This window comes from Spirosoma flavus, from assembly GCF_054778555.1.
Genome location: NZ_BAAGZL010000004.1, coordinates 250,794 through 275,190, shown reverse-complemented (window position 1 = coordinate 275,190; position 24,397 = coordinate 250,794). Strand labels below are relative to the sequence as shown.

The 24,397-nt window shown below is 46.7% G+C and carries 22 protein-coding genes; 15 read left to right on the top strand and 7 right to left on the bottom strand.

What is annotated here, in order from left to right; all coding sequences use genetic code 11:
* The first annotated feature begins 133 nt into the window (after positions 1 to 133).
* Genes ACYVF1_RS21520 through ACYVF1_RS21475 form a run of 10 tightly spaced genes read left to right on the top strand, consistent with a single transcriptional unit; the run spans position 134 to position 9,987 of the window.
* Positions 134 to 1,093, top strand: a complete 960-nt coding sequence (locus tag ACYVF1_RS21520) for a stage II sporulation protein M (RefSeq protein WP_461082714.1) — start codon at positions 134 to 136, stop codon at positions 1,091 to 1,093.
* Positions 1,090 to 1,959 (top strand): hypothetical protein, encoded by an 870-nt coding sequence (locus tag ACYVF1_RS21515; protein WP_461082712.1) that lies wholly within the window; start codon positions 1,090 to 1,092, stop codon positions 1,957 to 1,959. Before ACYVF1_RS21520 ends, ACYVF1_RS21515 begins: the two co-directional genes overlap by 4 nt.
* Positions 1,943 to 2,764 carry a DUF4129 domain-containing protein gene (locus ACYVF1_RS21510; RefSeq protein ID WP_461082710.1) on the top strand — a complete coding sequence of 274 codons (822 nt, stop codon included), beginning with the start codon at positions 1,943 to 1,945 and terminating at the stop codon, positions 2,762 to 2,764. The genes ACYVF1_RS21515 and ACYVF1_RS21510 overlap by 17 nt, the downstream gene beginning before the upstream one ends.
* Before the next feature lie 14 nt (positions 2,765 to 2,778).
* Complete coding sequence (locus tag ACYVF1_RS21505; protein ID WP_461082709.1) at positions 2,779 to 3,966, top strand: DUF4350 domain-containing protein; 1,188 nt, start codon at positions 2,779 to 2,781, stop codon at positions 3,964 to 3,966.
* A complete protein-coding gene (locus tag ACYVF1_RS21500) occupies positions 3,963 to 5,039 on the top strand; it encodes an AAA family ATPase (RefSeq protein ID WP_461082707.1) in 1,077 nt (358 codons plus the stop codon). Before ACYVF1_RS21505 ends, ACYVF1_RS21500 begins: the two co-directional genes overlap by 4 nt.
* On the top strand, positions 5,036 to 5,695 hold the full coding sequence (locus ACYVF1_RS21495) for a DUF4276 family protein (protein ID WP_461082705.1): 660 nt from the start codon (positions 5,036 to 5,038) through the stop codon (positions 5,693 to 5,695). The genes ACYVF1_RS21500 and ACYVF1_RS21495 overlap by 4 nt, the downstream gene beginning before the upstream one ends.
* Before the next feature lie 11 nt (positions 5,696 to 5,706).
* Positions 5,707 to 6,681 carry an AAA family ATPase gene (locus ACYVF1_RS21490; protein WP_461082703.1) on the top strand — a complete coding sequence of 325 codons (975 nt, stop codon included), beginning with the start codon at positions 5,707 to 5,709 and terminating at the stop codon, positions 6,679 to 6,681.
* Between the two features lie 2 nt (positions 6,682 to 6,683).
* On the top strand, positions 6,684 to 7,817 hold the full coding sequence (locus ACYVF1_RS21485; RefSeq protein WP_461082701.1) for a hypothetical protein: 1,134 nt from the start codon (positions 6,684 to 6,686) through the stop codon (positions 7,815 to 7,817).
* On the top strand, positions 7,814 to 8,629 hold the full coding sequence (locus ACYVF1_RS21480; RefSeq protein WP_461082699.1) for a tetratricopeptide repeat protein: 816 nt from the start codon (positions 7,814 to 7,816) through the stop codon (positions 8,627 to 8,629). The genes ACYVF1_RS21485 and ACYVF1_RS21480 overlap by 4 nt, the downstream gene beginning before the upstream one ends.
* Positions 8,626 to 9,987, top strand: a complete 1,362-nt coding sequence (locus ACYVF1_RS21475) for a DUF58 domain-containing protein (RefSeq protein WP_461082697.1) — start codon at positions 8,626 to 8,628, stop codon at positions 9,985 to 9,987. Before ACYVF1_RS21480 ends, ACYVF1_RS21475 begins: the two co-directional genes overlap by 4 nt.
* A gap of 82 nt (positions 9,988 to 10,069) precedes the next feature.
* On the opposite strand, the gene ACYVF1_RS21470 is transcribed toward ACYVF1_RS21475, so the two are convergent.
* The 3 genes from ACYVF1_RS21470 to ACYVF1_RS21460 form a co-directional block, all read right to left on the bottom strand.
* A complete protein-coding gene (locus ACYVF1_RS21470) occupies positions 10,070 to 10,291 on the bottom strand; it encodes a hypothetical protein (RefSeq protein WP_461082695.1) in 222 nt (73 codons plus the stop codon).
* A 111-nt stretch (positions 10,292 to 10,402) separates the two neighbouring features.
* The gene (gene tatC / locus ACYVF1_RS21465) at positions 10,403 to 11,260 is read right to left on the bottom strand and encodes a twin-arginine translocase subunit TatC (RefSeq protein WP_461082693.1); all 858 of its coding nucleotides are present in this window, start codon (positions 11,258 to 11,260) and stop codon (positions 10,403 to 10,405) included.
* A 101-nt stretch (positions 11,261 to 11,361) separates the two neighbouring features.
* Positions 11,362 to 12,654 carry a serine hydroxymethyltransferase gene (locus ACYVF1_RS21460; RefSeq protein WP_461082691.1) on the bottom strand — a complete coding sequence of 431 codons (1,293 nt, stop codon included), beginning with the start codon at positions 12,652 to 12,654 and terminating at the stop codon, positions 11,362 to 11,364.
* Between the two features lie 296 nt (positions 12,655 to 12,950).
* Between ACYVF1_RS21460 and ACYVF1_RS21455 the strand changes: the two genes are divergently transcribed.
* Positions 12,951 to 13,259, top strand: coding sequence for a hypothetical protein (locus tag ACYVF1_RS21455; RefSeq protein ID WP_461082689.1), 309 nt, complete (start codon positions 12,951 to 12,953; stop codon positions 13,257 to 13,259).
* 213 nt (positions 13,260 to 13,472) lie between these two features.
* Positions 13,473 to 13,769: a hypothetical protein gene (locus ACYVF1_RS21450; RefSeq protein ID WP_461082687.1), complete on the top strand. Its 297-nt coding sequence runs from the start codon at positions 13,473 to 13,475 to the stop codon at positions 13,767 to 13,769.
* 47 nt (positions 13,770 to 13,816) lie between these two features.
* On the opposite strand, the gene ACYVF1_RS21445 is transcribed toward ACYVF1_RS21450, so the two are convergent.
* Entirely contained in the window at positions 13,817 to 15,124 is a 1,308-nt protein-coding gene (locus tag ACYVF1_RS21445; RefSeq protein ID WP_461082685.1) for a hypothetical protein, read from the bottom strand.
* Positions 15,125 to 15,280: 156 nt separating this feature from the next.
* On the opposite strand from ACYVF1_RS21445, the gene ACYVF1_RS21440 reads away from it, so the two are divergent.
* A complete protein-coding gene (locus tag ACYVF1_RS21440; protein ID WP_461082683.1) occupies positions 15,281 to 16,114 on the top strand; it encodes a phytanoyl-CoA dioxygenase family protein in 834 nt (277 codons plus the stop codon).
* A gap of 160 nt (positions 16,115 to 16,274) precedes the next feature.
* Positions 16,275 to 18,374 carry a protein-disulfide reductase DsbD family protein gene (locus ACYVF1_RS21435; RefSeq protein WP_461082681.1) on the top strand — a complete coding sequence of 700 codons (2,100 nt, stop codon included), beginning with the start codon at positions 16,275 to 16,277 and terminating at the stop codon, positions 18,372 to 18,374.
* 76 nt (positions 18,375 to 18,450) lie between these two features.
* On the opposite strand, the gene ACYVF1_RS21430 is transcribed toward ACYVF1_RS21435, so the two are convergent.
* The 3 genes from ACYVF1_RS21430 to ACYVF1_RS21420 all read right to left on the bottom strand — a co-directional run bounded on the left by ACYVF1_RS21430 (position 18,451) and on the right by ACYVF1_RS21420 (position 23,405).
* Positions 18,451 to 19,713, bottom strand: a complete 1,263-nt coding sequence (locus tag ACYVF1_RS21430) for an FG-GAP repeat domain-containing protein (protein WP_461082679.1) — start codon at positions 19,711 to 19,713, stop codon at positions 18,451 to 18,453.
* A 39-nt stretch (positions 19,714 to 19,752) separates the two neighbouring features.
* On the bottom strand, positions 19,753 to 22,635 hold the full coding sequence (locus ACYVF1_RS21425; RefSeq protein WP_461082677.1) for a PVC-type heme-binding CxxCH protein: 2,883 nt from the start codon (positions 22,633 to 22,635) through the stop codon (positions 19,753 to 19,755).
* Positions 22,636 to 22,730: 95 nt separating this feature from the next.
* The gene (locus ACYVF1_RS21420) at positions 22,731 to 23,405 is read right to left on the bottom strand and encodes a 3-keto-disaccharide hydrolase (RefSeq protein WP_461082675.1); all 675 of its coding nucleotides are present in this window, start codon (positions 23,403 to 23,405) and stop codon (positions 22,731 to 22,733) included.
* 284 nt (positions 23,406 to 23,689) lie between these two features.
* On the opposite strand from ACYVF1_RS21420, the gene ACYVF1_RS21415 reads away from it, so the two are divergent.
* A complete protein-coding gene (locus ACYVF1_RS21415; RefSeq protein WP_461082673.1) occupies positions 23,690 to 24,394 on the top strand; it encodes a polysaccharide deacetylase family protein in 705 nt (234 codons plus the stop codon).
* The last annotated feature ends 3 nt before the right edge of the window (positions 24,395 to 24,397 follow it).

The window sequence follows — 24,397 nt, the reverse complement described above, 5'->3', positions numbered from 1 at the left end:
TGGGAGCGTCACAACATATATCAAAAGTCGCAAGGAAGCACGTTTTGGCAAAACTTTTCGTAAAAATGTCCGGCAACTTGGTCGCATGGTCGAACTTCGCTAATTTGACACTTCGCTACGTTATCAATTAATCATGCGCGAAGCTCTTTTCGTTAAACGAAATACCGATAAATGGAAAGCCATTGAAGACATATTGGCCGACCGGGGCTACAAACCCAGCCCTGATGAGCTGACCGACCGTTTTGTCGATTTAACCGACGACCTTTCCTACGCCCGAACCTTTTACCCGGATTCGAACGTAACGCGCTACCTGAACGGATTGACAGCCCAGGCGCACCGGGGGTTGATGCAGAATCAACGGGAAGAACGGAGCCGTTTCATTACGTTCTGGAAATACGAACTACCACTTCTATTCAAAAAATCGCACCCATTACTGGCGCTATCGTTTATTATTTTTTTAGTGGCCTGCCTGTTGGGGGCCCTATCGGCCGCTCACGACGCTACGTTTGTTCGGCTGATACTAGGTGATGGCTACGTAAACATGACTCTCGAAAACATCAAAAAGGGCGACCCGCTGGGAGTCTATAACAGTCAGGACCAGTCATCGATGTTTGTAGCCATTACGCTCAACAATATTTTCGTGGCGTTCCGAACCTTTGTTTTTGGGTTACTGGCCTCTTTTGGTACCATCGCCATGCTGTTTTACAATGGCGTAATGCTGGGATCATTCCAATACTTTTTTTACGAACGCGGTTTGCTGCTCGAATCCATTCTAAAAATCTGGATTCATGGTACGCTCGAAATTTCGGCCATCGTTATTGCCGGATGTGCGGGGCTAACAGTGGGCAATAGTTTATTGTTTCCGGGGACGTTTTCGCGGCTGGAATCATTCAAACGCGGGGTGAAACAGGGGCTTAAAATTTCAATTGGGCTGGTACCTATTTTTATTACGGCTGGCTTTCTGGAAAGCTTTATTACCCGACTGACTTTGCCGCCATTTGTGAGCGCTAGTATTATTCTTATTTCGGCCGCTTTTATCGGCTGGTATTTTATTTTCTATCCAGTTCAACTAAACCGTAAGTTAACCTCATGATGCAGTTATTTCAGGAACGCGATTTTGGCACTAAAATCAACGCAACGTTTCAGTACATTTCCCAAAATTTCCGGAGTTATATTTTATGTATTTTATACATAGTTGGGCCGCTTATTTTGCTGGGGATTCTTGGTATTTCATTCATTTTTAGCAAGGCTGCAGGAGTTGGTTCCAGCCGCCTGAATAGCAATCCTACATGGATTTTAAATAGTTTACCTTTACTTTTTGTGATTGGGCTGGCATTTGTACTTGGTTTACTAGCGGTGGCGCTGGTCACATTTGCGCACATGAAAGTGTACAGTCAAAACCCCACTAGCGACGTACAGGTATCACAAGTTTGGGATGAGGTTCGGCCAAGTATTGGTACAGCTATAATTTTTGCGATTTTATCAACCATCGTCATCAATGTTGCCAGTCTATTGTTTGTTCTGCCGGGTATTTACATCGCGGTTGTAACAAGTCTGGGACTTCCAATTATCGTGTTTGAACAAGCGTCGTTCGGACAAGTCTGGAGCCGTTGTTTCCAACTTATTACCGATAAGTGGTGGTCAACTTTTGGGTTGATTGTTGTGATGTATATTATCGGATTAATATTGTACTTCGCCGTTTATATTCCAGGCGCATTTTTTGGACTTCTAATTGCCGCTTTTTTAAAAAGTGTAAGTGCCATATTCGTCGCAGGAATTGTGTCAGGTCTGATCGTTCTGTTTTTATTTTTATTGATATTGGGCCTATACTACACAGCGATTGGCTTTCAGTACACCAATCTTGTTGAGCGGCAGGAAGGACGTGGTCTGATTTCGGTCATTGATAGCATTGGTACTTCGCCCGCCCAACCCCGCGCTACGGATGAAGGTGATTATTAATTTTGGCGTGAACGTGTTGACATTCCTGGTTCCTTTTCGACTATTTCAGCGTTGGCGGATACGTTTTTTTATTGGACTATGCTGCCTGCTATTCGCGTTTGTAGCCGTGCAGGAAGCAAACGGTCAGCAAACTTCGCCTGCGTCGGTCAGCGTTGTTCAGGACGATCGGGCTCCCATTCGCGTTCGCTATCCTGACGCCGAACAACTCCGCGATCTGCAAAACGACAGCGACTATCAGTATGGTAATGACGCCCCGCCCCCCGAAAATCCACTGGCTCGCTTTTTTGTGTGGATTCTCCGTAAAATCGGCGAGTTCCTGAATAGTGCATCCTATCAGAATTTCTGGCAATACGTGTTTTTACTGGCTATTGCCGGGCTGGCTATCTATCTGCTCATGAAGGCGGAAGCCTTTAGTTTTTTGTTTCCCAAAAAGGCGCAATCGACTGATTTAGACTACGAAAATCTGTCTGAAAATATTCACGAAATCGATTTCAACGCAGCCATCGAAGAAGCGATCAGCGGCAGGAATTTTCGGTTGGCGATACGTCTTCTTTACTTGCAATCCCTTAAACGCCTGACCGACGCAAACCTTATTGACTACAAACCTGACAAAACCAATCGTCAGTACGTTACGGAATTAGCTAATTCTCCTTTACAGACTGATTTTGAACAGCTAACGCGGCAATTTGAATTCGTCTGGTACGGCGATTTCCCAGTCGATGAGACCCGATTCAATGCTATTCAGGCTCAATTTGGGCAGTTTAACCTGTCGCCAAAATCAAAATCTGTAAACTACACGCTGTAAACTGACTTGCTACGTTGCCCAGGCCTAATAAATATCTTCTCATTCTAATCGCCACAGTCACGACCTACGTACTGGTTGAATATTATCGACCGAAGCCGATTAACTGGAATCCTACGTATGAGAACGATGACAAAATTCCTTTCGGCACGCAGGCGCTGTTTGAGCTGCTGCCGGGTGTGATGAAGCAACCAGAGATCGAAACAATCCGGCTACCCATTTACAATTTCCTGTCTGAAACGCAAGTATCGACGCCCAGTAATTACGTATTCATCTGCCGTGATTTCAATGCCGAAACAACTGATCTGAAAAAGCTTTTCCCCTACGTTCAGCAGGGAAATAACGTGTTTATTTCGGCCTACGATTTGCCCGATTCACTGGGGTTAGAACTGGGATTTAGGGCCGACGTACAGGACCCAACCAAGGCCGACAGTACGTTACGTCATAATTTCGTGAATCCTGGTCTACGAAAAGCTTCTGGGTATAATTTCGTTCACGACGACGGTCGTAATTACTTGATTATCAACAAACCTCAACAAATAACGGTTTTGGGACGTAATGCCCGAAAAGAACCCGTTTTCATCCGGATTCGGTATGGAAAAGGGCATTTCTTTATTCATAATTTACCGCTGGCGTTTACCAATTACTACGTACTGGACGAGAAATCGTCTGACTATGCGTTCAAGGCTCTGTCTTACCTACCGGCGCTACCGACGTATTGGGACGAGTATCAGAAGAAGGGGCGTTTCGATGAAGATCAGCAGTCGATTTTCCGGTATATTCGCTCGCAGCCAGCGTTGAACTGGGCTTATTATCTGGTGCTCTTTGGGCTGATTTTATACGCCATCTTTGCCGGTAAACGGACGCAACGTATCATTCCCGTTGTTGATCCGCCAGCCAATACGTCGCTCGATTTTGTGAAAACGGTAGGTCGGATGTATTTTCATCAGGGCGGTCATGACAATATGGCCCGCAAGAAAATTCAATTTTTTCTGGCCGACCTTCGCGAACGCTATGGTTTGAACACGAATTCATTAGATAAAGAATTCACAGAGATACTGGCTCAAAAAAGTGGTGTTTCGCTGGACGATGCATCGGAACTAACCCGACTGCTACGTAGTGCCCAAAAGAGTATTTCACTGTCAGAATTTGATTTATTGACGCTGAATCGGGCAATGGAGACTTTTAAACAGGCTGTGACATGATTCAGGAAATAGTCATACAAAATTTCAAATCTATAAAAGATTTGAAATTTGAATTGAAACCAATCAATGTATTGATTGGCCCAAACGGTGCAGGTAAAAGTAACTTTGTAAATTTCTTTAGCTTCGTTTATGCCATTTATGATCAACGCCTATCTACTTACACAAGCGAAAAAGGTGGCGCAGATCGCATTCTTTATCTTGGACGAAAAGTAAGTTCGTCTGTTTCAGGTCGAATAAACTTTGATAATACAAATGAATATTTTTTTGAGTTAATGCCTAATCAACAGAGTGGTTTCTATTTTCAAAAAGAGGGCGACAATTTTAATATGTCGAAGGCTTATCAACCAGGGAGAGGTTGGAGTTTTACCATATACGACCGTGGGCATAATGAATCTGTACTGAGAAATTTAGATTCCTCCCGAGCTGGGTATGTGAAAAAGTATTTAGAATCATTTCGAGTTTACCATTTTCACGATACATCTTCCAGTGCTCCACTGAAACAAACAGCTCGCCTTGATGATAATCGTTTTCTACGCGCTGATGGGTCAAATCTTCCCGCTTTTTTATACAAGCTTCAGCAACAAAATATACTAGCATACAACCGTGTAGAAGCTGTTATAAAGTTAATAGCACCTTATTTTGACCGCTTTGACTTACAACCTAATGGAGAATATATCAGATTAAATTGGCGGCAAAAGAATACAGACATCTACCTTGATGCTTCAGATTTGTCTGACGGCACTATTCGGTTTATTGCGCTCTGCACATTATTAGCCCAGCCTGATCCGCCCAAAACTATCATCATCGACGAACCCGAATTGGGATTACATCCATATGCAATCTCGGTACTGGCTAGTTTAGTGAAGAGTGTTCGGCAACCTACTCAAGTAATTTTATCTACGCAGTCAGTAAATTTAGTAAATGAGTTCGATCCGGAAGATGTAATTATAGTCGAAAATCAGGAGAATGAATCGATCTTCAAGCGATTAGAAAAAGCAACATTAACCGACTGGTTGGCAGAATACACTCTTAGTGAATTGTGGAATAAAAATGTACTGGGTGGTAATCCATGAAGCGTATCATAATTGTAGTTGAAGGTCAGACAGAGCAGGAGTTTGTTAAACAGTGTGTAGCTCCCTATTTGTTGGCTAAACATGGTATTACATCCGTAACGGCGCGCCTGATTGGTAAACCTGGACATAAAGGTGGCGACGTTAGATTTAATCGTCTGAAGGTGGACCTTACTATCCTACTGCACGAACCAGACGTAGTGGTTTCTACCTTTATCGATCTCTTTAAGCTGGGCAATGACTTTCCGAAATATGATGATTGTCAACGGTTTAATCGATCAGAGGATCGGATAGCCTGTCTTGAAGAAGGACTATACCAAGCCATAAATACAACGACGTTTATTCCGTATATTCAACGGCATGAGTTTGATGCTTTATTATTTGCATCAGAAAACGGTTTTAAAAACTATTTTAAAGGTTCTACCTGTGCGAAACTAGCCGAAATAATACGAGACCACCCTAATCCTGAAGACATTAATAATACTGAACCGCCATCATACAGACTATTGAAAGTTGTTGAGCAATATGAAGGTTTTAGGTATGATAAAGTGAATTTTGGAAATATTTTAGCCCTAGAAATAGGAATTGAAACTATGCTGAAAACCTGTCCTCGTTTCTCGTCCTGGATTGATAAACTCAGGCAGGCAGCTACTATTTAATATATATTTTGATGAATTCTTTTGATTCTCGTTTAGATCTTACTCCGCTTAAAACGACTATCGACGCTGTTCGGGCCGAAGTGGGTAAGGTGATTGTCGGTCAGCACCAGATTGTTGATTTACTGCTGACAGCCCTGCTGGCCGACGGTCACGTATTAATAGAAGGCGTACCGGGCGTAGCAAAAACGCTCACGGCCAAGCTTTTAGCTAAGACAATGTCAGTGGGTTTTAGCCGCATACAATTTACCCCCGACCTAATGCCGTCTGACGTACTGGGAACATCTGTTTTTCAACCAAAAACGGGTGATTTCGTATTTCGGCAGGGGCCTATTTTCTCGAATCTGGTGCTGATTGACGAAATTAACCGGGCACCGGCGAAAACACAGGCGGCTCTGTTTGAGGTAATGGAAGAACGGCAGGTGACTAACGATGGCACTACGTATCAACTGGCCGAACCATTTATGGTACTAGCCACCCAGAATCCGATTGAGCAGGAAGGAACGTACCGATTGCCAGAAGCGCAACTCGACCGGTTTCTGTTTAAAATTGTGGTGGGGTATCCGAATGCTACCGAAGAAGTCGATATTTTGCGGGGTCATCACCAGCGCCGAAGCCTGAACGACGCGCTTGCGGCTATCGGTGCCGTACTGACCGCTGAGCAGCTGGCTACGTTGCGGGGGCAGGTACAACAGGTACACGTAGAAGACAAACTTTTTGATTATATCGCCCAGGTTGTGCAGGCTACAAGGGCCAACAAATCGCTTTATCTGGGTGCTTCGCCACGGGCTTCGGTGGCTTTGCTTAATAGTGCGAAAGCCCTCGCTACGTTACGTGGTCGTGACTTTATTACCCCTGAAGACGTCCAAGAGCTAGCCGCTCCGGTGCTACGTCACCGCATTCTGCTCACACCCGAACGCGAAATGGAAGGCGGTACTGCCGATGACGTAGTGGCCCAATTAGTCAAAAAAATCGAAGTACCACGGTAGCCATGAACAATGGAAAATGCATAATGAATAATCTGGGACGTAGTGGCTGGCACGTTGCTTCCCTCCTACTCCATTTTTCACTATTCATTTTTCAGTACTCATTGACCTCTGCGCAATCTCTAACTCAAGAGCAACTATCCGGCACCTGGGTTGGCGTCCACACGGAATGGGATACGGATTTTTCCTGTGCGCTGCCTACTTATCTTAAATTAGATGAAGATGGTACGTATCATTTTGGTCTGGTCGATGGATCAGCGCAGGAATTAGTTGCCACCTGGGGGGTGCAGCACGATTCTATTCGTTTAGACACAGTACGATACGCTCCCGGTCTTATTAGTTTGCAGGGAGATTTGCTACGTATCGGCACGAACTATCCGATGGTTTTTCGCCGGTTTGCTGATTTTTCTCTCGATTCGTCGCTTGTTCGCAAAGCACTGGCGGGCCGGGTGTGGCAATCGGATAGTCTGACAATTTACCTTTTCGCGAATGGTCAGGTGGCGCTAGAGAATCCGATCACGAAACAACGTACCGCCCATTTCTGGCAATTGGCGCAGTTTGGGAAATCCGTTTTTCTGGTCATCCGAGGAAATCAGTATACCCAAAATGGCGGCTATAAACCGTTGTGGCAACTACGTAGTGTTTCTTCGAAACAGCTTCAGGCAGTTGGGAGCATTAGTCGTAACGTTGTGGCGCAGACATTTCGGTTTGTTCGGAATCTTACTTCCGCCGATACGTGTCAACCTAATGGTTTTCAGACCTGTAGTAACTGTTATCGCCGGGAATGGCATGAACTATCACCGGCACACAATCCCCGCCGTTACGACGTTCTTCAGGTTTTTGCGAAACACTACCAGCCAGTACGTCAGTCGGGCGAATCGGGTTTGCTACGTATCCGCTTTGGCATGAATTGCGAAGGCAAAATCGGTACGTTCGAACTGAAAGGTTTCGGTGAAGATTATTGCCCGAAAACATTTACTACGTCCATTACCAATCAGTTACAGACTATCTGCCGCGACTACATTGCCTCCGACGTAACGCTACGTCAATCGAAACACCCCGATGGCCGATTGCAGGACGTTGCCGTTACGCTCGTTTTCCGGCTGAAAGACGGTCATATAGCCGATATACTACCATGAAGCATTTGTGGGTTTTCTGGCTGTTACTTCCTGTTTCAGGGCTTTGCCAGGATGCAGAGCAGATGCTACGTTCGTACGCTTCTCTGTTGGCAAACAATCGCACGGCCCAAAAACGCTTTTTCTATGATGATAGCCGTGAGCAGAAACGATTAGATACCCTATCAGCTTCGGCGGAGAATTACCGATTTCGAGCTATGAACTATCTGTGGCACCAACAATACGAACAAGCCGAAATCTGGTTGGAGAAAACGGCAATGCTTTACCCCAGAGAACACGGTTTCGTGGGCGAGCAATACATCCATCTACGTGATTACCAGAGAGCACTTGCCCACTTCGACGCTTATGACGCGCTGACCCCGAATTTCAACGACATTGTCGGCTACAATCCAGTTAGCTACATGCGGGGGCTAGTCCATCGAGCTATGGGAAATCATCAGAAAGCTATTGAGCAATTTTCCGTTGGTATAGATTCATTAGCCAAAAAACACGGCGCCGAATGGGTTAATTACAAGCACTTTGTCAGTCGGGCAGTCAGTTATATCGCAACCGGGCAGGCTGAGAAAGCGCTGATTGACTTAGACAAGGCGACCAAAAATTTCAATCGCTCGGCGTTGGCACAGTTCCAGCGTGGGCGCGCTCTGCTGCAATTAGGCAGAGTTGACGAAGCCCGAAGCGCGTTTCAGGATGCGTCGTTTTTTCTGAAAGCGCTACGTGCCGAACGCAATGGTGATTATCAGGAAGATGACTACAATCCGGTTTATGAACTAGAAATTGACGAGGCTCTTACTAATCTAAAAAACCAACGCCCTTGAAAATCTTCCGTTCGCTTTTTGTAGCCTTGCGGCTGTGGTTTGCTCTCACCGGACTAGTGTTGTTATTCGTCGCAGCTTATGCATTTCCTATTCTGTTTCCGTTGATAAAAATTGCGTTGGCAGTATTCCTGATGCTGATTGCTCTGGACGGCTGGCTTTTGTACCGGCAAAAGGACGCTTTTTTTGCCCGGCGCGAATTGCCCGACCGATTGTCGAACGGCGACCAAAATCCACTGACGATTTATCTGGAGAACCGCTACGGTTTCCGGGCCGATGTAGAGATTATAGACGAAATTCCATTTCAGTTTCAACGACGCGATGTATTGTTCAAAGCTTGTCTGAAACCGCGCGAAACGCAGGTGATACGTTACGAACTTCGCCCTACGCGCCGGGGCGAGTACAGTTTTGGTGCTGTCAACGTATTTGTGCTGACACCGTTGGGTTTGCTGAAACGTCGGTATCAGTTCGAGCAGGGAAAAATGGTAGCGGTTTATCCATCTTACCTGCAAATGCGTCAGTATGAGCTTCTGGCGGCTACCAATCGACTGAACGAAATTGGGGTGAAGCGCATCCGACGTATCGGACACAGCATGGAATTTGAGCAGGTACGTCCCTACACAATCGGTGATGATGTACGCACGATTAACTGGAAAGCTACGTCCCGACGTACCGTTATGACCGAGCAGGGTTCGCAAAATACTACGTTGATGATCAATGCCTATCAGGACGAACGGTCGCAGCCGGTTTACTGCCTGATTGACAAAGGCCGCGTGATGCGTTCGCCGTTTGAGGGATTGACGCTGCTCGACTATGCCATCAACGCAAGTTTAGTGCTAAGTAATATCGCTTTATATAAGCAAGACCGCGCTGGTATCTTAACGTTTTCAAATCACGTGGGGCAACTTCTACTGGCTGATCGACGTAGCGGACAGATGCTCAAAATTCTGGAATTACTGTATCGGCAGAAAACCCGCTTCCTGGAAACCAGTTACGAAAGTCTTTACGCCAGCGTCCGAACGCACATTCGCCAGCGGAGTTTATTACTGCTGTTCACCAACTTCGAAACGGTAAGCGGCATGCAGCGTCAGTTGCCTTATCTGCGTCGGTTGGCCAAAGACCATCTTTTACTGGTCATTTTTTTCGAAAACACCGAACTCCGTTCATTGCTTAATCAGCCTGCCACCGACACCGAGCAGATTTACCTGAAAACCATCGGCGAAAAGTTTTCATTCGAGAAAAAACAGATTGTGAAGGAGTTGGGTCAATACGGCATTCAGACCATACTAACAGCTCCGCAAAATCTGACTGCCAACACCGTCAATAAATACCTCGAATTGAAAGCGCGGGGGTTAATTTGATGTAAAGGCAATAATTACAAGTCGTCGATTAACAAAAATGGGCAGGAAGAATACAACTCTTTCTGACAACTAGTGCTATCTTCTAATTATCCCCCAAACTGCCTTTTACTGACTCATAATCAGACTTTAACCGACCCATTTCTTTAGCCAGAAACGTTTGTAACTGCCGGTTGAATTCTGCTTTTTCATCTTCAGACAAGGAAGCGTAAAGTTCCTTCAACTCCTGATTGATGGTTGCCCGTTCGGCATCGCTGGCCGCATTGATTGAGCGATAATGGTATTTACGAAAATCGTATTGTGGCATTGGTTATTAATTCTTCGGGCAGGTTGAGCCAACCTGTAGTTAACATCTACTTTATTATAAAACGAAAAGCCCTCTCACGCATGAAAGGGCTTTGAAAAGGCTTGAACTGGCTTACGAATTCATCAGCCCCTGTTCCTCTTTCAGCCGCGCCCGTTGAACTGAACGCGACACCAGAATACTGATTTCATAAAGCCCAGCCAGTGGTAAGGCTACTAAAATCTGGCTATAGATGTCAGGTGACGGCGTAATAATACCAGCAACAATCAGAATAACAATCCAGGCATGTTTACGATAGGAACGCATAAACGTGGGTGTCAGCACCCCAACTTTCGACAATACGAAAGCGACTATGGGCATCTGAAACATGAGCGCACAACCCAGCGACAACGTTACCAGAATACCGATATAAGACGTAATATCGAACTGGTTTTTAATCTCCGGCGTAATCTGATAGTTTGCTAAAAAGTTGATAGCCAGTGGCGATACGATAAAATAACCGAAGAACAGGCCCATCAAAAATAGCATCGATACGTAGAACACAGCTCCACGCGCAGCATGTTTTTCAGCAGGCCGAAGGCCCGGCTTGATAAAACGCCACAACTCCCAGAATGCATATGGAAAGGCAAAACACACACCAATGATTAAAGACGACGTAATCGCCATCGTGAACTGGTCAGATACGCCAAGCGCCTGCAATTCGAAATTGAGTTTTTTCACGCACAGATCGGCGTAACCCGTCATGTCAGACAGCTTACACATCATCCGATACGTCCAGAAGTCGGGGTTTTTAGGCCCCATAATGACTATTTGAAAGATGTCCTGGATGAAAATAAAAGCAATGATTCCGAACACAAAAATAGAACCGACAGCCCGGATAATGTGCCATCTGAGTTCTTCCAGATGGTCCAGAAAAGACATTTCCTTACCGTCGGAATCGATTTCTTCGTCAGTGAGTTGATCGAGTGGCATTGTATGTAAAGAGTGAAAGAGTGAAAGTGCGAAAGAGTGAGAAAATTAGTCGTGGCCTGTTAAACGCTCTTTCACTCTTTCACTCTTTCGCTCTTTAATTATTAACTTCTGTAGAGCGGAAATGCTTTCATCCACTCATTAATTTCTTCTTTAACGGTCGACAGTACCGATTCGTTGTCGTGGTTCATCAGCACCTTGTCGATATATACGACAATTTGCTCCATGTCCGATTCTTTTAATCCACGCGTCGTCATAGCGGCCGTACCGATGCGCATACCCGACGTAACCATCGGCGACTTATCATCGAACGGAACCATGTTTTTGTTGATGGTAATATCTGCCTTGATAAGCGTATTTTCGGCCAATTTACCCGTCAACCCCTTCGAACGTAGATCAATTAACATCAGGTGATTGTCGGTACCGCCCGAAATGATCTGATAACCAAGGCCAAGGAACGCTTTGGCCATAGCCTGCGCATTAGCTTTCACCTGAACGGCATAATCGTAAAAATCGTCGCTCAGTGCCTCACCGAATCCAACGGCTTTAGCGGCAATGATGTGTTCCAGCGGTCCGCCCTGCGTACCGGGGAAAACGCCCGAATCAAGCAGCGACGACATTAAACGGGTTTCTCCTTTTGGAGTTTTCAGGCCAAACGGATTTTCGAAATCATTCCGCATCATGATGATACCTCCACGCGACCCACGTAGCGTTTTGTGCGTAGTGGTGGTTACGATGTGCGCGTGAGCGAGTGGATCGTTCAATAACCCTTTGGCAATCAGACCGGCCGGGTGTGATACGTCGGCCAGCAATAGCGCTCCAACTTCATCAGCAATGGCGCGGAGACGAGCATAATCCCAGTCGCGGCTGTAGGCCGATGCACCGCAAATCAGCATTTTTGGACGTTCGCGCTTGGCGGTTTCTTCTACTACGTCGTAATTAATAACGCCGGTTTCCTGCTCTACGCCGTAGAACGTCGGGCGGAAATACTTACCCGAAATATTCACTGGCGAACCGTGCGTAAGGTGGCCGCCGTGCGACAAGTTAAATCCCAGAATAGTGTCGCCGGGTTGAAGGCAGGCCAGAAAAACAGCCGTATTGGCTTGGGCTCCAGAGTGTGGCTGCACGTTTACCCAGCTTGCACCGAAGAGTTCTTTGGCGCGGTCGATGGCAATCTGCTCAATCTGGTCAACAACTTCGCAACCACCATAATACCGTTTACCGGGCAGTCCTTCCGCGTACTTATTGGTCAGTACGCTGCCAGCCGCTTCCATAACGGCGGGCGACACAAAGTTTTCGGAAGCAATTAGCTCAATACCCGACTCCTGGCGATGTTTTTCTTTGGCAATCAGGTCAAACACCTGCGTATCGCGGGCGGTGGAAGTGACGGTCGTCATCAGAACAAGCAGTTTTTTTGATGATAATCTGGCTATTCGTTTGGTATACAGGAACGTACTAAACTAACGAACAACCAGCTATTTACGAATACAAAGGTACGTCGGAAAACGGTAGCTTAAGGCAGATTAGCCGACAAAACTACGTAACAATATTCCATCATGATTCGTTGATATAAAGTCGGGTTTTAAACCTTTCGGTTTACTAACCATCTCATAGTAAAGATAATTAGGGTAGAAATTGGTCATCAACCCGATTAAAGATACCGATTATCTGCCGAACTTAATTCATGAGCGCTATGAAAACGAAAATGAAAGTTTTGGCATTAGCGGGCTTATTGCTCCCCGCTTTTTTCACGGCTAGTTCGGATACCGCCACAGCACAAGTACCATCCAGGCGAGTTGTAGTACGTCAGGATTGGGTTCCGGGTCACTACGTGCGCCGGGGACGAGATTACATCTGGGTAAACGGTTATTATCGCAATGTTGCAGCCCCAGTACGTTACACACGCTATACGCCACCAGCACGGTATAAAACCTGGAATCCTGGCTACTGGCGCCGAACACCCACTGGACGAGTTTGGGTTCAAGGGTATTGGAGTTATTAAGCAACTATAAAAAAACGGCCTGAGACAAACTCAGGCCGTTTTTTTGCGCTCGCCGGCAACAGGCAGCCATTTTATATACCTTCTATACAGATTGTTTTAGCATTGAATTAAACTTTTCAGACTTTATACAATCCTACCTGAAAACAACAATTACTTCAGACTGACTTCAGTAGGTAATTAGTCCGTCTGAGTCTCACTCAGTGAATGGATGTTATGAAAAAGCAACTGAAAGTTTTTGCACTCGCGGGGTTACTGCTCCCTGCCATGTTTACAGCCTGTACGACTACCACCACAACCCAGGGTCCACCCCCCGATCGTGTGGAGGTGATTCCAAGGGCACCTTCTGCGCGTCACGTATGGGTGCCGGGTCATTATGTTCGTCGGGGGCGAAATTACGTTTGGATGAACGGCTACTACCGCGTGGCTCCGGCCCGGCACACGGCCTGGGCACCAGGTCATTGGCAGCAAACTCGTCGCGGTCCTGTCTGGATCGAAGGACACTGGCGTTAAGAAATAGCCATAAAAAAGCCCTGAATGCTACTTTCAGGGCTTTTTTTTTATTGTATAACAACGTATCGTTCCAGCGGTTCACTTTCTACAACAGTTCCGTTTGGGTACGTAGCAACAATCCGAAGCGTGTAGTTTCCTGGAGCAACAGTATCTGGAATTTTTAATCCACCAGGATAATCGCTGTTATATCTCCCGGTTCGGTATCTAAAAACGATGGCTCTATCAGGACTATTGATATCCGTTAGTTTAACATCAAGTTTATCCGGATAAGGTTCGTATTCGGGTAAAATGTGGGCCGAATAATGGCGCGTCCGTTGAAGTACAAGCGGGTTGGCGGATGGCGACGTCAGCAACGTATCAATCGAAAACACACTTGGTTGTTCAGGTTGACGTAGTACTGTCATCCGATACGTCGCACCAACCGCCTGACCACGTATCACAAGTTGAGCGTAGTAATAACCAGGAGTCATCTCAGCCGGTAAATCCAAACTTACTGTTCGACCAAATGTAGAAACAACCGTTGGTCGCAGCCGGAAACTCTCACCCGTAACTCGTCGAACCAGCAGTTCGGGGCTATCATCAGCAAACAGGTTCTCGCCATTGATGACCAGCGCGCGCGTTTTCGCCATAACTGGCGTTTGAAATTGAAATTTCTCCAGCAAAGGCGTTCCTTTTCGGAAGGTCAGTTTTTGCTTCGCTATTGCCTGTCGTCCGTTTGCTTTTCTAATTTCGACGGTATACTCACCCGGCCGAACGCGCTCTGCGATTCCTGCATCGAATTGATTGTTAGTGATGCAATTGCCTAACCCTGAACAACAGCCAACACGTAATGTATCACGTTCAGTAGCATCGGTCCGGGTCAAAATGATCTGCCCTTCGCTGGTACCATCCAGAAAATTTTCAATCTGAAAACCAAGTGGCTGCGCTATCGTAGCGGTTGTCTGATTATCGATAAAGCCGATTTGTAGATTCCCGGCTGGCTTTATGGCGATTTTGTAAATAGAAAGTTTATTGGCGTCGTTAAGTACGTAAATGCCTAACTGCTTATCGGGCGACGGCATTCGGCAAAGACTAATTGGATACGCCTGTTCATTCCAGATAGAACTATTGGCTGATGTTTGATACGATTTTGCCTCAAAACTCGTCGTCGTTACGTTCGTAGGAACCGTCAGTACGACCTGCTTATTGCCCTGGTCGATCGCGATATTTTCGGATGGGAAGCCGGGAATTGAAATACCTAAAAGTTTTACATCGTCTGTAGGACTGACTTCCTGTTTTGCAGGTCGGCAGGACTGAAGCAATGCCAGTAGCATTGTTACGTAGGTAAGTGATTGCGTAGTTAAAACGTGTTTCATTACGTTGAACCAGTGAAATTTCTTTCGAGGCAAAAACTATCTGTTGCGATTTTATTTCAAAGAAATGAAAACCTATTCATTAATCAGCGACGTAGCAGATAGTTAAATATTAATTTTCTGCGACTTTGCTACGTTTAAACAAGCTCATCTAAAAACATGAACGCTACGCTTGACAAAAAATCCCTGCTGGCTGAGTTGGACGCTCCGTATGAGGTCAGCCCCGAAGCCGTTACGTTCTACCAGAAAAATGGCTACGTTAAGCTAAAGCACGTATTAAGTCCCGCCGTTCTGGAATACTACGGCGACATCATTACGGACTTGGTTTTTCGACTCAATACGTTAGTTAAGCCCATGGAAGAACGTACTACGTATGAGCGGGCTTTTCTACAAATCATGAACCTTTGGCGGGAAGATGAAGCAGCCAGAGAGTTCGTGTTCTCCAAGCGGCTAGCCAAAATCGCGGCTGATTTAATGGGCGTCGATGGCGTTCGTATCTACCACGATCAGGCGCTTTATAAAGAACCATCAGGTGGTATTACACCCTGGCACGCCGACCAGTTTTATTGGCCACTTTCATCGCCAAAAACGGTTACAGTCTGGATTCCGTTGCAGGATACACCAATGGAAATGGGTCCGCTGGCCTTTGCCGAAGGTAGCCAGCACGTAGAGATTGGTCGCGATATTGAAATCAGCGATGAGAGCGAAAAACTCTTGGCCGAAGCACTTCAGAAGGAAAATTTTAACGTTCATGATACGCCTTTCGAACTGGGTGAAGTGAGTTATCACGCAGGTTGGACGTTCCATCGCGCCGGCCCGAACGTATCGGGCAAGCCGCGTAAAGTCATGACCATGATTTATATGGACAAAGATCAGACTATTGTTAAGCCTCGTAATCAGTATCAGATTGCCGACCACGAAACCTGGCTCAATAGTTTGCCAATAGGTAGCACACCGCAGGACGAAATGAATCCGGTGTTGTATAGTCGATAGTTGAATAGCAGCATAGGCATCCAAAATAGTCGTCAGTTTACGGGTATCAGCGAACTTATTTTCAGGCTGATACCTATCAACTGACGACTATTGACTTTTTATGGAAATATTTTTGCAGTATTTCTGTTGTAGAAACAAATCATCACTTCCTTCAAGCGGCATGAAGTCACTTCTTACGCTTGTTGCCTGGCTATTTTTTAGCGTATTGGCAACAGCGCAGATCCAGAAAGATCCAACCAACTGGTCGGTTATTCCTCCAAAAAACACCGCCAAAGTTGGTGATGTTATCGAGATACGTATTCAGGCCGCAATTGACAATGGTTGGCACATTTACTCCAGTGACCTTGATCCAAACATTGGCCCAATTCCTACTAGTTTTAAATTCAGTACCTCAGATGCCTGGCAGACAGTAGGTAGCGCCAAGCCGGTTGGCGTCGAAGAAGTGTTCGTACAGGTATGGGGGGCCAAGGTCCGTCAATTTGCGAACAAAGCCGTTTTCATTCAGAAAGTTAAAATTCTGAAGCCGGATCCTTCGTTTAAGGCCACAGCTGAATACATGGCATGTTCTGACAAAGACGGTACGTGCCTTCCACCCGCCGAAGTTGAGCTTTCAGCAACTATTAAAACGCTGGCTGGCGTAACAGCCCCAACAGCTACGTCTACCGCCGTTGTTTCAGCTCCCAAAACAGAATCAGCAGTCACGAAACCTGCTTCCGAAACGGCTGTGGCTGCTACGTCGGCACAGGCTTTACCAGATACCGTAGCGGCAAAAGCAATTGAACCAATTACTACCGAAGCTCCAGTTGTTGCTCAAGCGAGTACAAGTGAAACAGATGCTACGTCGAGTGGCTCACTTGGCGGATTTCTGTTGGCCGCTTTTCTATCGGGTTTAGTGGCGTTGCTTACGCCCTGCGTATTCCCGATTATTCCGGCTACGGTGAGTTTCTTTACCAATCAACAGGGCGGTCAGTGGAAAGCGTTACTATATGGTGTCTTTATTATCGGTATATACGTACTGATCGGTACTGTTGTCTCGCGGGTTAACGGACCGGCGTTTGCGAATTTTGTGAGTACGCACTGGTTACCGAACGTACTGTTTTTCGCTGTTTTCTTTGTTTTTGGTTTATCATTTCTGGGATTATTTGAAATTGTATTACCCAGTTCATTGGTGAACAAAGCCGACGCTAAATCGGAGCAGGGTGGTATTGCCGGTATTTTCTTCATGGCGTTTACGCTCGTATTGGTTTCGTTTTCCTGCACAGGCCCGATTGTCGGTAGTTTGCTGGTAGCCTCGGCAGGTGGAGAAGTGGTGAAACCAATTTTGGGTATGGCGGCTTTTTCGTCGGCTTTCGCGGTGCCCTTTACGTTGTTTGCGGCATTTCCGCAATGGCTTCGGAACTTGCCTCGTTCGGGAGGATGGCTCAATTCGGTGAAAGTTGTTCTTGGCTTTCTGGAGTTAGCGCTGGCACTAAAATTTTTGAGTGTAGCCGACCAGGTTTACCACTGGGGCCTACTCGACCGCGAGGTTTTTCTTTCCATCTGGATTGTCATTTTCGCCCTGATTGGTTTCTATTTTCTGGGAAAACTTCGTTTGCCGCACGATAGCGAAGTGAAAACCATCAGTGTTCAGAAGCTATTGCTGGCCATTGCTACGTTCTCATTTGTGGTGTACATGATTCCGGGACTTTGGGGTGCTCCACTGAAAGCATTATCGGGTTATCTGCCGCCGGAAACATCGCAAGATTTCAACGTACAAGGCGGTGGAGGTAAAAGCGTTGGGGCGGAGCGGCAAATCTCTGAGAATATTAAATACGGCAATCTGTTTCATCTGCCGCATAGCCTGGAAGGATTCTTCGATTACAAACAGGCGCTGGCTTATTCCAAAAAAGTAAATAAGCCCGTTTTTATTGATTTTACCGGGCACGGTTGTGTGAACTGCCGAGAAATGGAAGCCCGCGTCTGGTCAGATCCGGCGGTGCTGTCGCGTTTACAGAATGATTTTGTGGTGGTGGCGCTTTACGTAGACGATAAAACGGAACTTCCAGAAACGTCCTGGTACACGTCATCGTACGACCAAAAGGAGAAGAAAACCATTGGCGCACAAAATGCCGATTTGCAGATTACAAAGTATAATAACAACGCCCAGCCTCATTACTGCCTCGTCAACAGCGAAGGAAAACTGCTGGTGCCACCTAAAAACTACGACCGCAGCGTAGCAAATTTCGTCGCGTTTCTGGATGCGGGAAAAGCGAAGTTTTGATTGTACTTGAATTTAAACACAAAGGTCTCAGAGTAAAGCACTCTGAGACCTTTGTGTTTATAGCTGTGTTTGAAAATTACTTCATTTTATTTTCGAATAGAAACACGCCGTTTTTGTTGGCAATGACGATATCGATTTTACCGTCTTTATTCATATCCTGCGCCACTACGTTCAGGCCGGAGCCCGAGTCGTTGTCGATGATATGTTCTTTGTAGTACGGCGCTTTTCCGGGTGTAAATTCAAACCACATCAGAATGCCCGGATCAGCGTCGCCGGGGTCACGACCGTGGTGCGCCAGAAACCGTTTGCCGGTGATATAATCTTTACGACCGTCGCTGTTTAAATCAGCCATAATAGACGAGTGCGTTTGGGCAGTCGTATTACTCATCAGGTGCGTTTTGAAATTGATTTTCCCCTGCTCGTCTACAATCTGTTCGTGCCACCAGACGCCTAATGCGTGGGCCGAAGCGCTCACTACGTCGTTTTTGCCATCGCCATTCACATCCAGTACCTGCATATGCGAACAAGGTTCGCCCAGATTGGCCGGATGAAATACCCAATTGCCGCCTTTTTTGTCAGGCGTTCCTTTGTACCATCCTTCCTTAACCACTACGTCGGCAATACCATCTTTGTCGATATCACCATAACCGATGCCGTGCGAAAAAATCTCGGTTCCCGCTACGTTCTCCTGACTTAGCGGAAAGCGCTGCCATTCGGTTTCGCCTGGTTTTGAGGGCGATTTAAGCCAGACAATCTGCTTCTTAGCTTTATCTCCGCAAAGGATATCAAGCCGGCCATCACCGTCGATATCGATAAATCCCGGCGATTCATTGGCGATACCCACCGAGTCGGCAATGATGTGTTTTTTCCACGTACCCGGTGCATTGTTCTTTGGGTTTTCGAACCAGAAACCCGGCTTCCCGGGAAAATCGACAACCACTACGTCGTCCCAGCCGTCCTGATTCACGTCCATACCCATATTAAGGAACGAATCGCTGTACTCTTTTCGAGGATCATACGTGCGTGATGGAGCCATTTCGTGGCGGGTCCAGTTGGGCGCTTCGAACCAGTAATAGCCGGCAACGATGTCCATCTTACCATCTTTATTCAAATCGGCTACGGCGACCCCCTCCGAAATGAAATCGCCGGTCAACTTTGTCTTTTTAAACTCTCCGGATGGAACGACGTTTTTGTTCGGGGCTTTGGTTTCAGGTGTCGCGGCCTGTTGCTGGCGGACTTTAAACAATGCCTTGTCATCCTGGCCGTGAACACTTGTAAGCCAGCAAAGCAACGTAGCACTTAGTATGTATCGACTGCTTCTGTTTATCCGTGTTTTCATTTAAGTAACGCGGGTGGAAACCCGCAGTTTTGAATTACATTACTCCCCTAACACTTTGGCAATCAATGCCTGAATCTCGTGATTTTCGTGCGAGTGGTCGAGTTTGCCTACGCGATCGTTAAAATCCTTCAATAGTTTTTTGGCATCGTCGGTACCAATGGCGCCGATACGTTGAATCATATAATTGAGGTGCTTCGGCATCTTCGATTTCTGACTCAGTTCCAAGGCCCGTTTCATATCGACAGTGGCTAAAGGTTCAGACGCGTACCACAACATTAAAGGCAGATTGTGATCGTCTTTGTCGCCGTTTTTCTGAACGAGTGCGTCGACTACGTCCCAACGTTGAGCGGGTTCGAGACGTAGCATGGCCGACGTCAGGTAAAGACGTACCAGCGACGAATTATCGTTCTGGGCCAACGTAGCAAGCCGTTTCAGCGTTTCGGGCGAAACAGTTTTACTTTCGGCCAGTAACTGAAGCGCCCAACTTCTGACGTACTCGTTTTCGTTGTTCAGCAAATCGACCAAATCTTTCTCGGTCAGTCCTTTCGTTACGTGCAATGCCCACAAGGCGCGGAGTTTGCGAGTCGCATCTGGATTTTTCTCCAGAATTTCTTTCAACGCTTTGTGTACCTTTTTGCTACCACCTCGCTCCTGCAATAAGAGTCGAGCCTGGCGAACGTACCATTCATTAGCATTTAGCTGATAATTAACCAGTTCCATGTCCGACGCTTTTGACAAATCGGCCTGCACCCACTTATCATTTTCGTGCGTGATCTTGAAAATACGGCCCATCGTTTTGTCGTGAACATCGGGATTTGAACTGTGGCACTGGTTTTTATCGTACCAGTCGATGGCCCACACCGAACCACTGGGGTCGTATTTCATATTCAGCCACTGCGACCACGAATCGTTCATCGCCATGAAATCGGGGCGGTGGCTGACCATGTAGCCAGAACCCGCACGAGCCGGATGGTCGCGGTTGAGTTTGGCGCCGTTGATATTGTTCATGAAAATGTCGTTCCGATACTCCTGCGGCCAGCTATTGCCCAGGTAAATCATAGCCCCCGAATGAGCGTGGCCTCCACCTGCCGAAGCTGACCGGAAATTACCCGCGTGTGGGCCGCGTTCGCCCAACCAGTGTACGTGATCGGCGTGGGTTTTGATATCGTCGTAGGTATACGGGTTGAAATGTTTCCCGCCCTGACGCTGATATCGCCCACCCTGAATCATGTGGTACATGTGCGGAATAACGCAGGCCGTGATAAATGCATGACCATAGTCGTTGAAATCGAGTCCCCACGGATTGCTGGTTCCTTCGGCAAATACCTCAAATTGATGGTTTGTAGGATGATACCGCCAGACACCCGCGTTGAGTTTGGTACGTTCAGAATCCGGCGCGCCGGGCTTACCCACGTTCGAATGGGTGAATACGCCGTGCGTGCCATAAAGCCAGCCATCCGGGCCCCAACGCAGACTGTTCAGCGTTTCGTGCGTATCCTGCGTTCCCCAGCCATCGAGCAATTTCTGTGGTGGTCCGGTTGGTTTGTCGGTTTTGAAATCGGCGGGAATAAACAGCAGATACGGAGCCGCGCCAACCCAAACGCCACCCATGCCAACCTCCATGCCGCTGACCAGATTTAAGCCTTCGGTAAAGAGTTTCTTACTGTCTAACGTACCGTCGCCGTTGGTATCTTCAAAAATGAAAATCTTGTCGCGCCCCTGCCCTTCCGGTGCCGGAACCGGGTACGTATGCGACTCCACCACCCACAACCTGCCTTTCCAGTCGATGGTGAAGCAAATCGGTTTTACGATATCAGGTTCGGCAGCGGCCAGCGTAATTTTAAAACCCTTGGGGGGCGTCATCGCCTGAGCCGCTTTAACGCCAGAAAGGCCAGCATTCAAAACCGGATCGAGTGGAGGGAGAATGATGATGTCTTTCTGTTTCAGTTCATTGGGGAACGTAGGACGCGTGGCGTAAAACTGAAAATCATCGAAATTGATGTGCGCCCATTTGTCGTTCGGGATGTACGGAATTTGCGAAATACCCGTTTCGTTATCCACAATCCGAATGAAAATATCCTGATTAAGATAGGGTTGCAATTCAACAACGGCGGGCTGCAACGTAGCGCGGCCCTGACCTGTGATGTGATAAATAACCTTGTCTGTACTCGCCTGCACTAGCTCCACCCGTGTATCCTGCAAGGCGCCACCCGACACCATGAAAGCGGCAAACGGCTGCGTCACTTTAAACGGTACCGAAGTTAACGTACCAGTTAACTTATAGTTAGTAGTACCTCCACTGCTCAGAAAATGCTTTCCGGCGAAACCGACGTGCATGTCTTTCTCGTGTACCGGCGATGGGTCGTCCTGCGAAAAAATGGGGTTTGTAAACGCATCGCCCGTAGCAGTCCAGTCTTTCAGCGTGCCTGTTTCGAAGTTCAGATTCAGGGGTTGGCCGTCTTTCGTCGGCACCTGTCCAGCCATAACTGCCTCACCGATCTTACCTTCTACTACTTCGAAGGCCCCCACCATACCTGCCGTCCGGTGACCCGGAACGGTACAGAAATACGTATCATTTTTGTCGGCGACGAACGTAATGCTGGTCTTAGTGCCCTTATCCTGAAGCGTTTTGCTTTTTACACCCAGTTTTTCCAGGGCAATGTCATGTGTCATGACTTCGCCGTTAGTAATGGTGATACGTACCCGGTCGCCTTTGTTGGCTTTTAAGGTTGGGTTACGCGCGCCATCTTTCGCAAAATAACCCAGCATGGTTGTTTCCAGTGCGTATTCGCGGTCCACTTTGGCAGTATCTTGGGCGGACGTAGCAGCAGTTTTGGCCTTTGTGTTCTGCGCAAATATGGACGTAGCAGGCGCCAGCGTGGTAGTCAGCAGAAAGGCGGCAAGCAGACGGCAATGGTTCATGAGAATAGGTCGAAAGGGATTCATTACAATTTAGGAATAAAGCTATTTCGGAATCAATAATGCTACGTTCGGTACGCTACGTTTACAAACCCGATTTATAACTCGGATATAGTCAAATCTCTAAATTCAACCTGCGCTACGCCCCCACTGTGAATCTGAACAGCAATAACACCTTTGTTCGGAATCTTGCTGTCCTGCTCTATGTAGTCGGCGGTTTTAACGCCGTTGATGTATAATTCGTGACGGTTGCCTTTGCAGCGAATGATATAACTATTCCAGCCGTCTTCTTTCAGAATCTTTCTCAGGATGCTCAAATCGCCACCGATTAACTTCTCCCGGCGGTGTTCGTCGTAAATATCCCCCCAGAAGCCATTACCAATATCGGCCTGATAGCCAATAATTTTCTTTCCTTCCAGAATTGACCGATACTGAATACCACTGTTGATCATCCCGGTTTTTGGATCGCCGGACAGACGGAACAAGCATCGAAATTCGAAATCACCATACTCTTTAACGGTGTGCAGGTACGTATTCTCCGGTATTTTTTTGACGCCGTCACCGCTACGTATCATGCTATCTTTTACGAACCACAAGCTAGCATGAGCGGGGTCAACGGTTTTCCAGCCATTCAGGGTTTTACCATCAAATAATGATACCGTTTTTCCGGATTGGGCAAAAACAGAGATATACGCACAAAGAAAAAAGGCCAAGGTCAGCAGCCGTTTCGCTACGTTCGATTCAAAGGAAGAAAGCTTCCGGTTTACTTTCATGCGATCAGACGTTTCGGGTAAAGTCTAATTGTATAAAGCACAGTTGGTTAGTAAGTCTCCTTATTTTTAAGGTATAATACTTATTATAAAGACTTACAATGTTCCGAAACCAAGCCCGGACCCTTATCTTTAGTGAATACTCCTGTCAGGAAAAGATAACTTAGTTGTTTACGGCGTAGCACGGGTCCGTGAAAACCAATACGGTGCTTAAACCAACTTTTACTACGACACCTGTTCTAATTCATATTATTTTCGCCCGGATTACCTGAAACGGAGCAGCTTACATGAGAAAATGGTACTTGATTTCAGTAGTTACCGTATTTATCGGAGCGGTTGCTCTATGGAAACTTTCCAAATCGAGAACGTATCAGGTCTTCGGCGAATACTACCCACGTATCAATACCACTGAAAAAGTAGTCGCGCTGTCGTTTGATGATGGGCCAACACCGCGAACTGACAGTATTCTGGACCTGCTACGTGATGTAGACATCAAGGCAACGTTTTTTGTAGTTGGTCGAGATTTAGTAGCCAATCCAACCGAAGCGCCTAAACTTATAGCCGCCGGGCATGAACTGGGCAATCACACCTTTTCGCACGAGCGCATGGTTTTGAAACCGTACTCGTTCGTGAAAGCTGAAATCGAAAAAACGGATTCGCTGATACGTAAAGCCGGGTTTCAGGGCGAAATCGTATTCCGGCCACCTTACGGAAAGCGATTATTCGCGCTGCCGTATTATTTGGAAAAAACCGGCCGAAAAACCATCATGTGGGATGTAGAGCCAGAATCTTTCTCCGAAATCGCGACCGATTCCGCAACAATTACCGAACACGTATTGGCGAATACAAAGCCAGGCTCTATCATCTTGCTTCACATTATGTACGACGGAAAAGAATCGATAAAGGCCATTCCGGCTATTGTGAAGGAGTTGAAAAATAGAGGGTTTGTCTTTAAAACGGTGTCGGAATTGCTACGTCATCAGTCAATTTGAAGT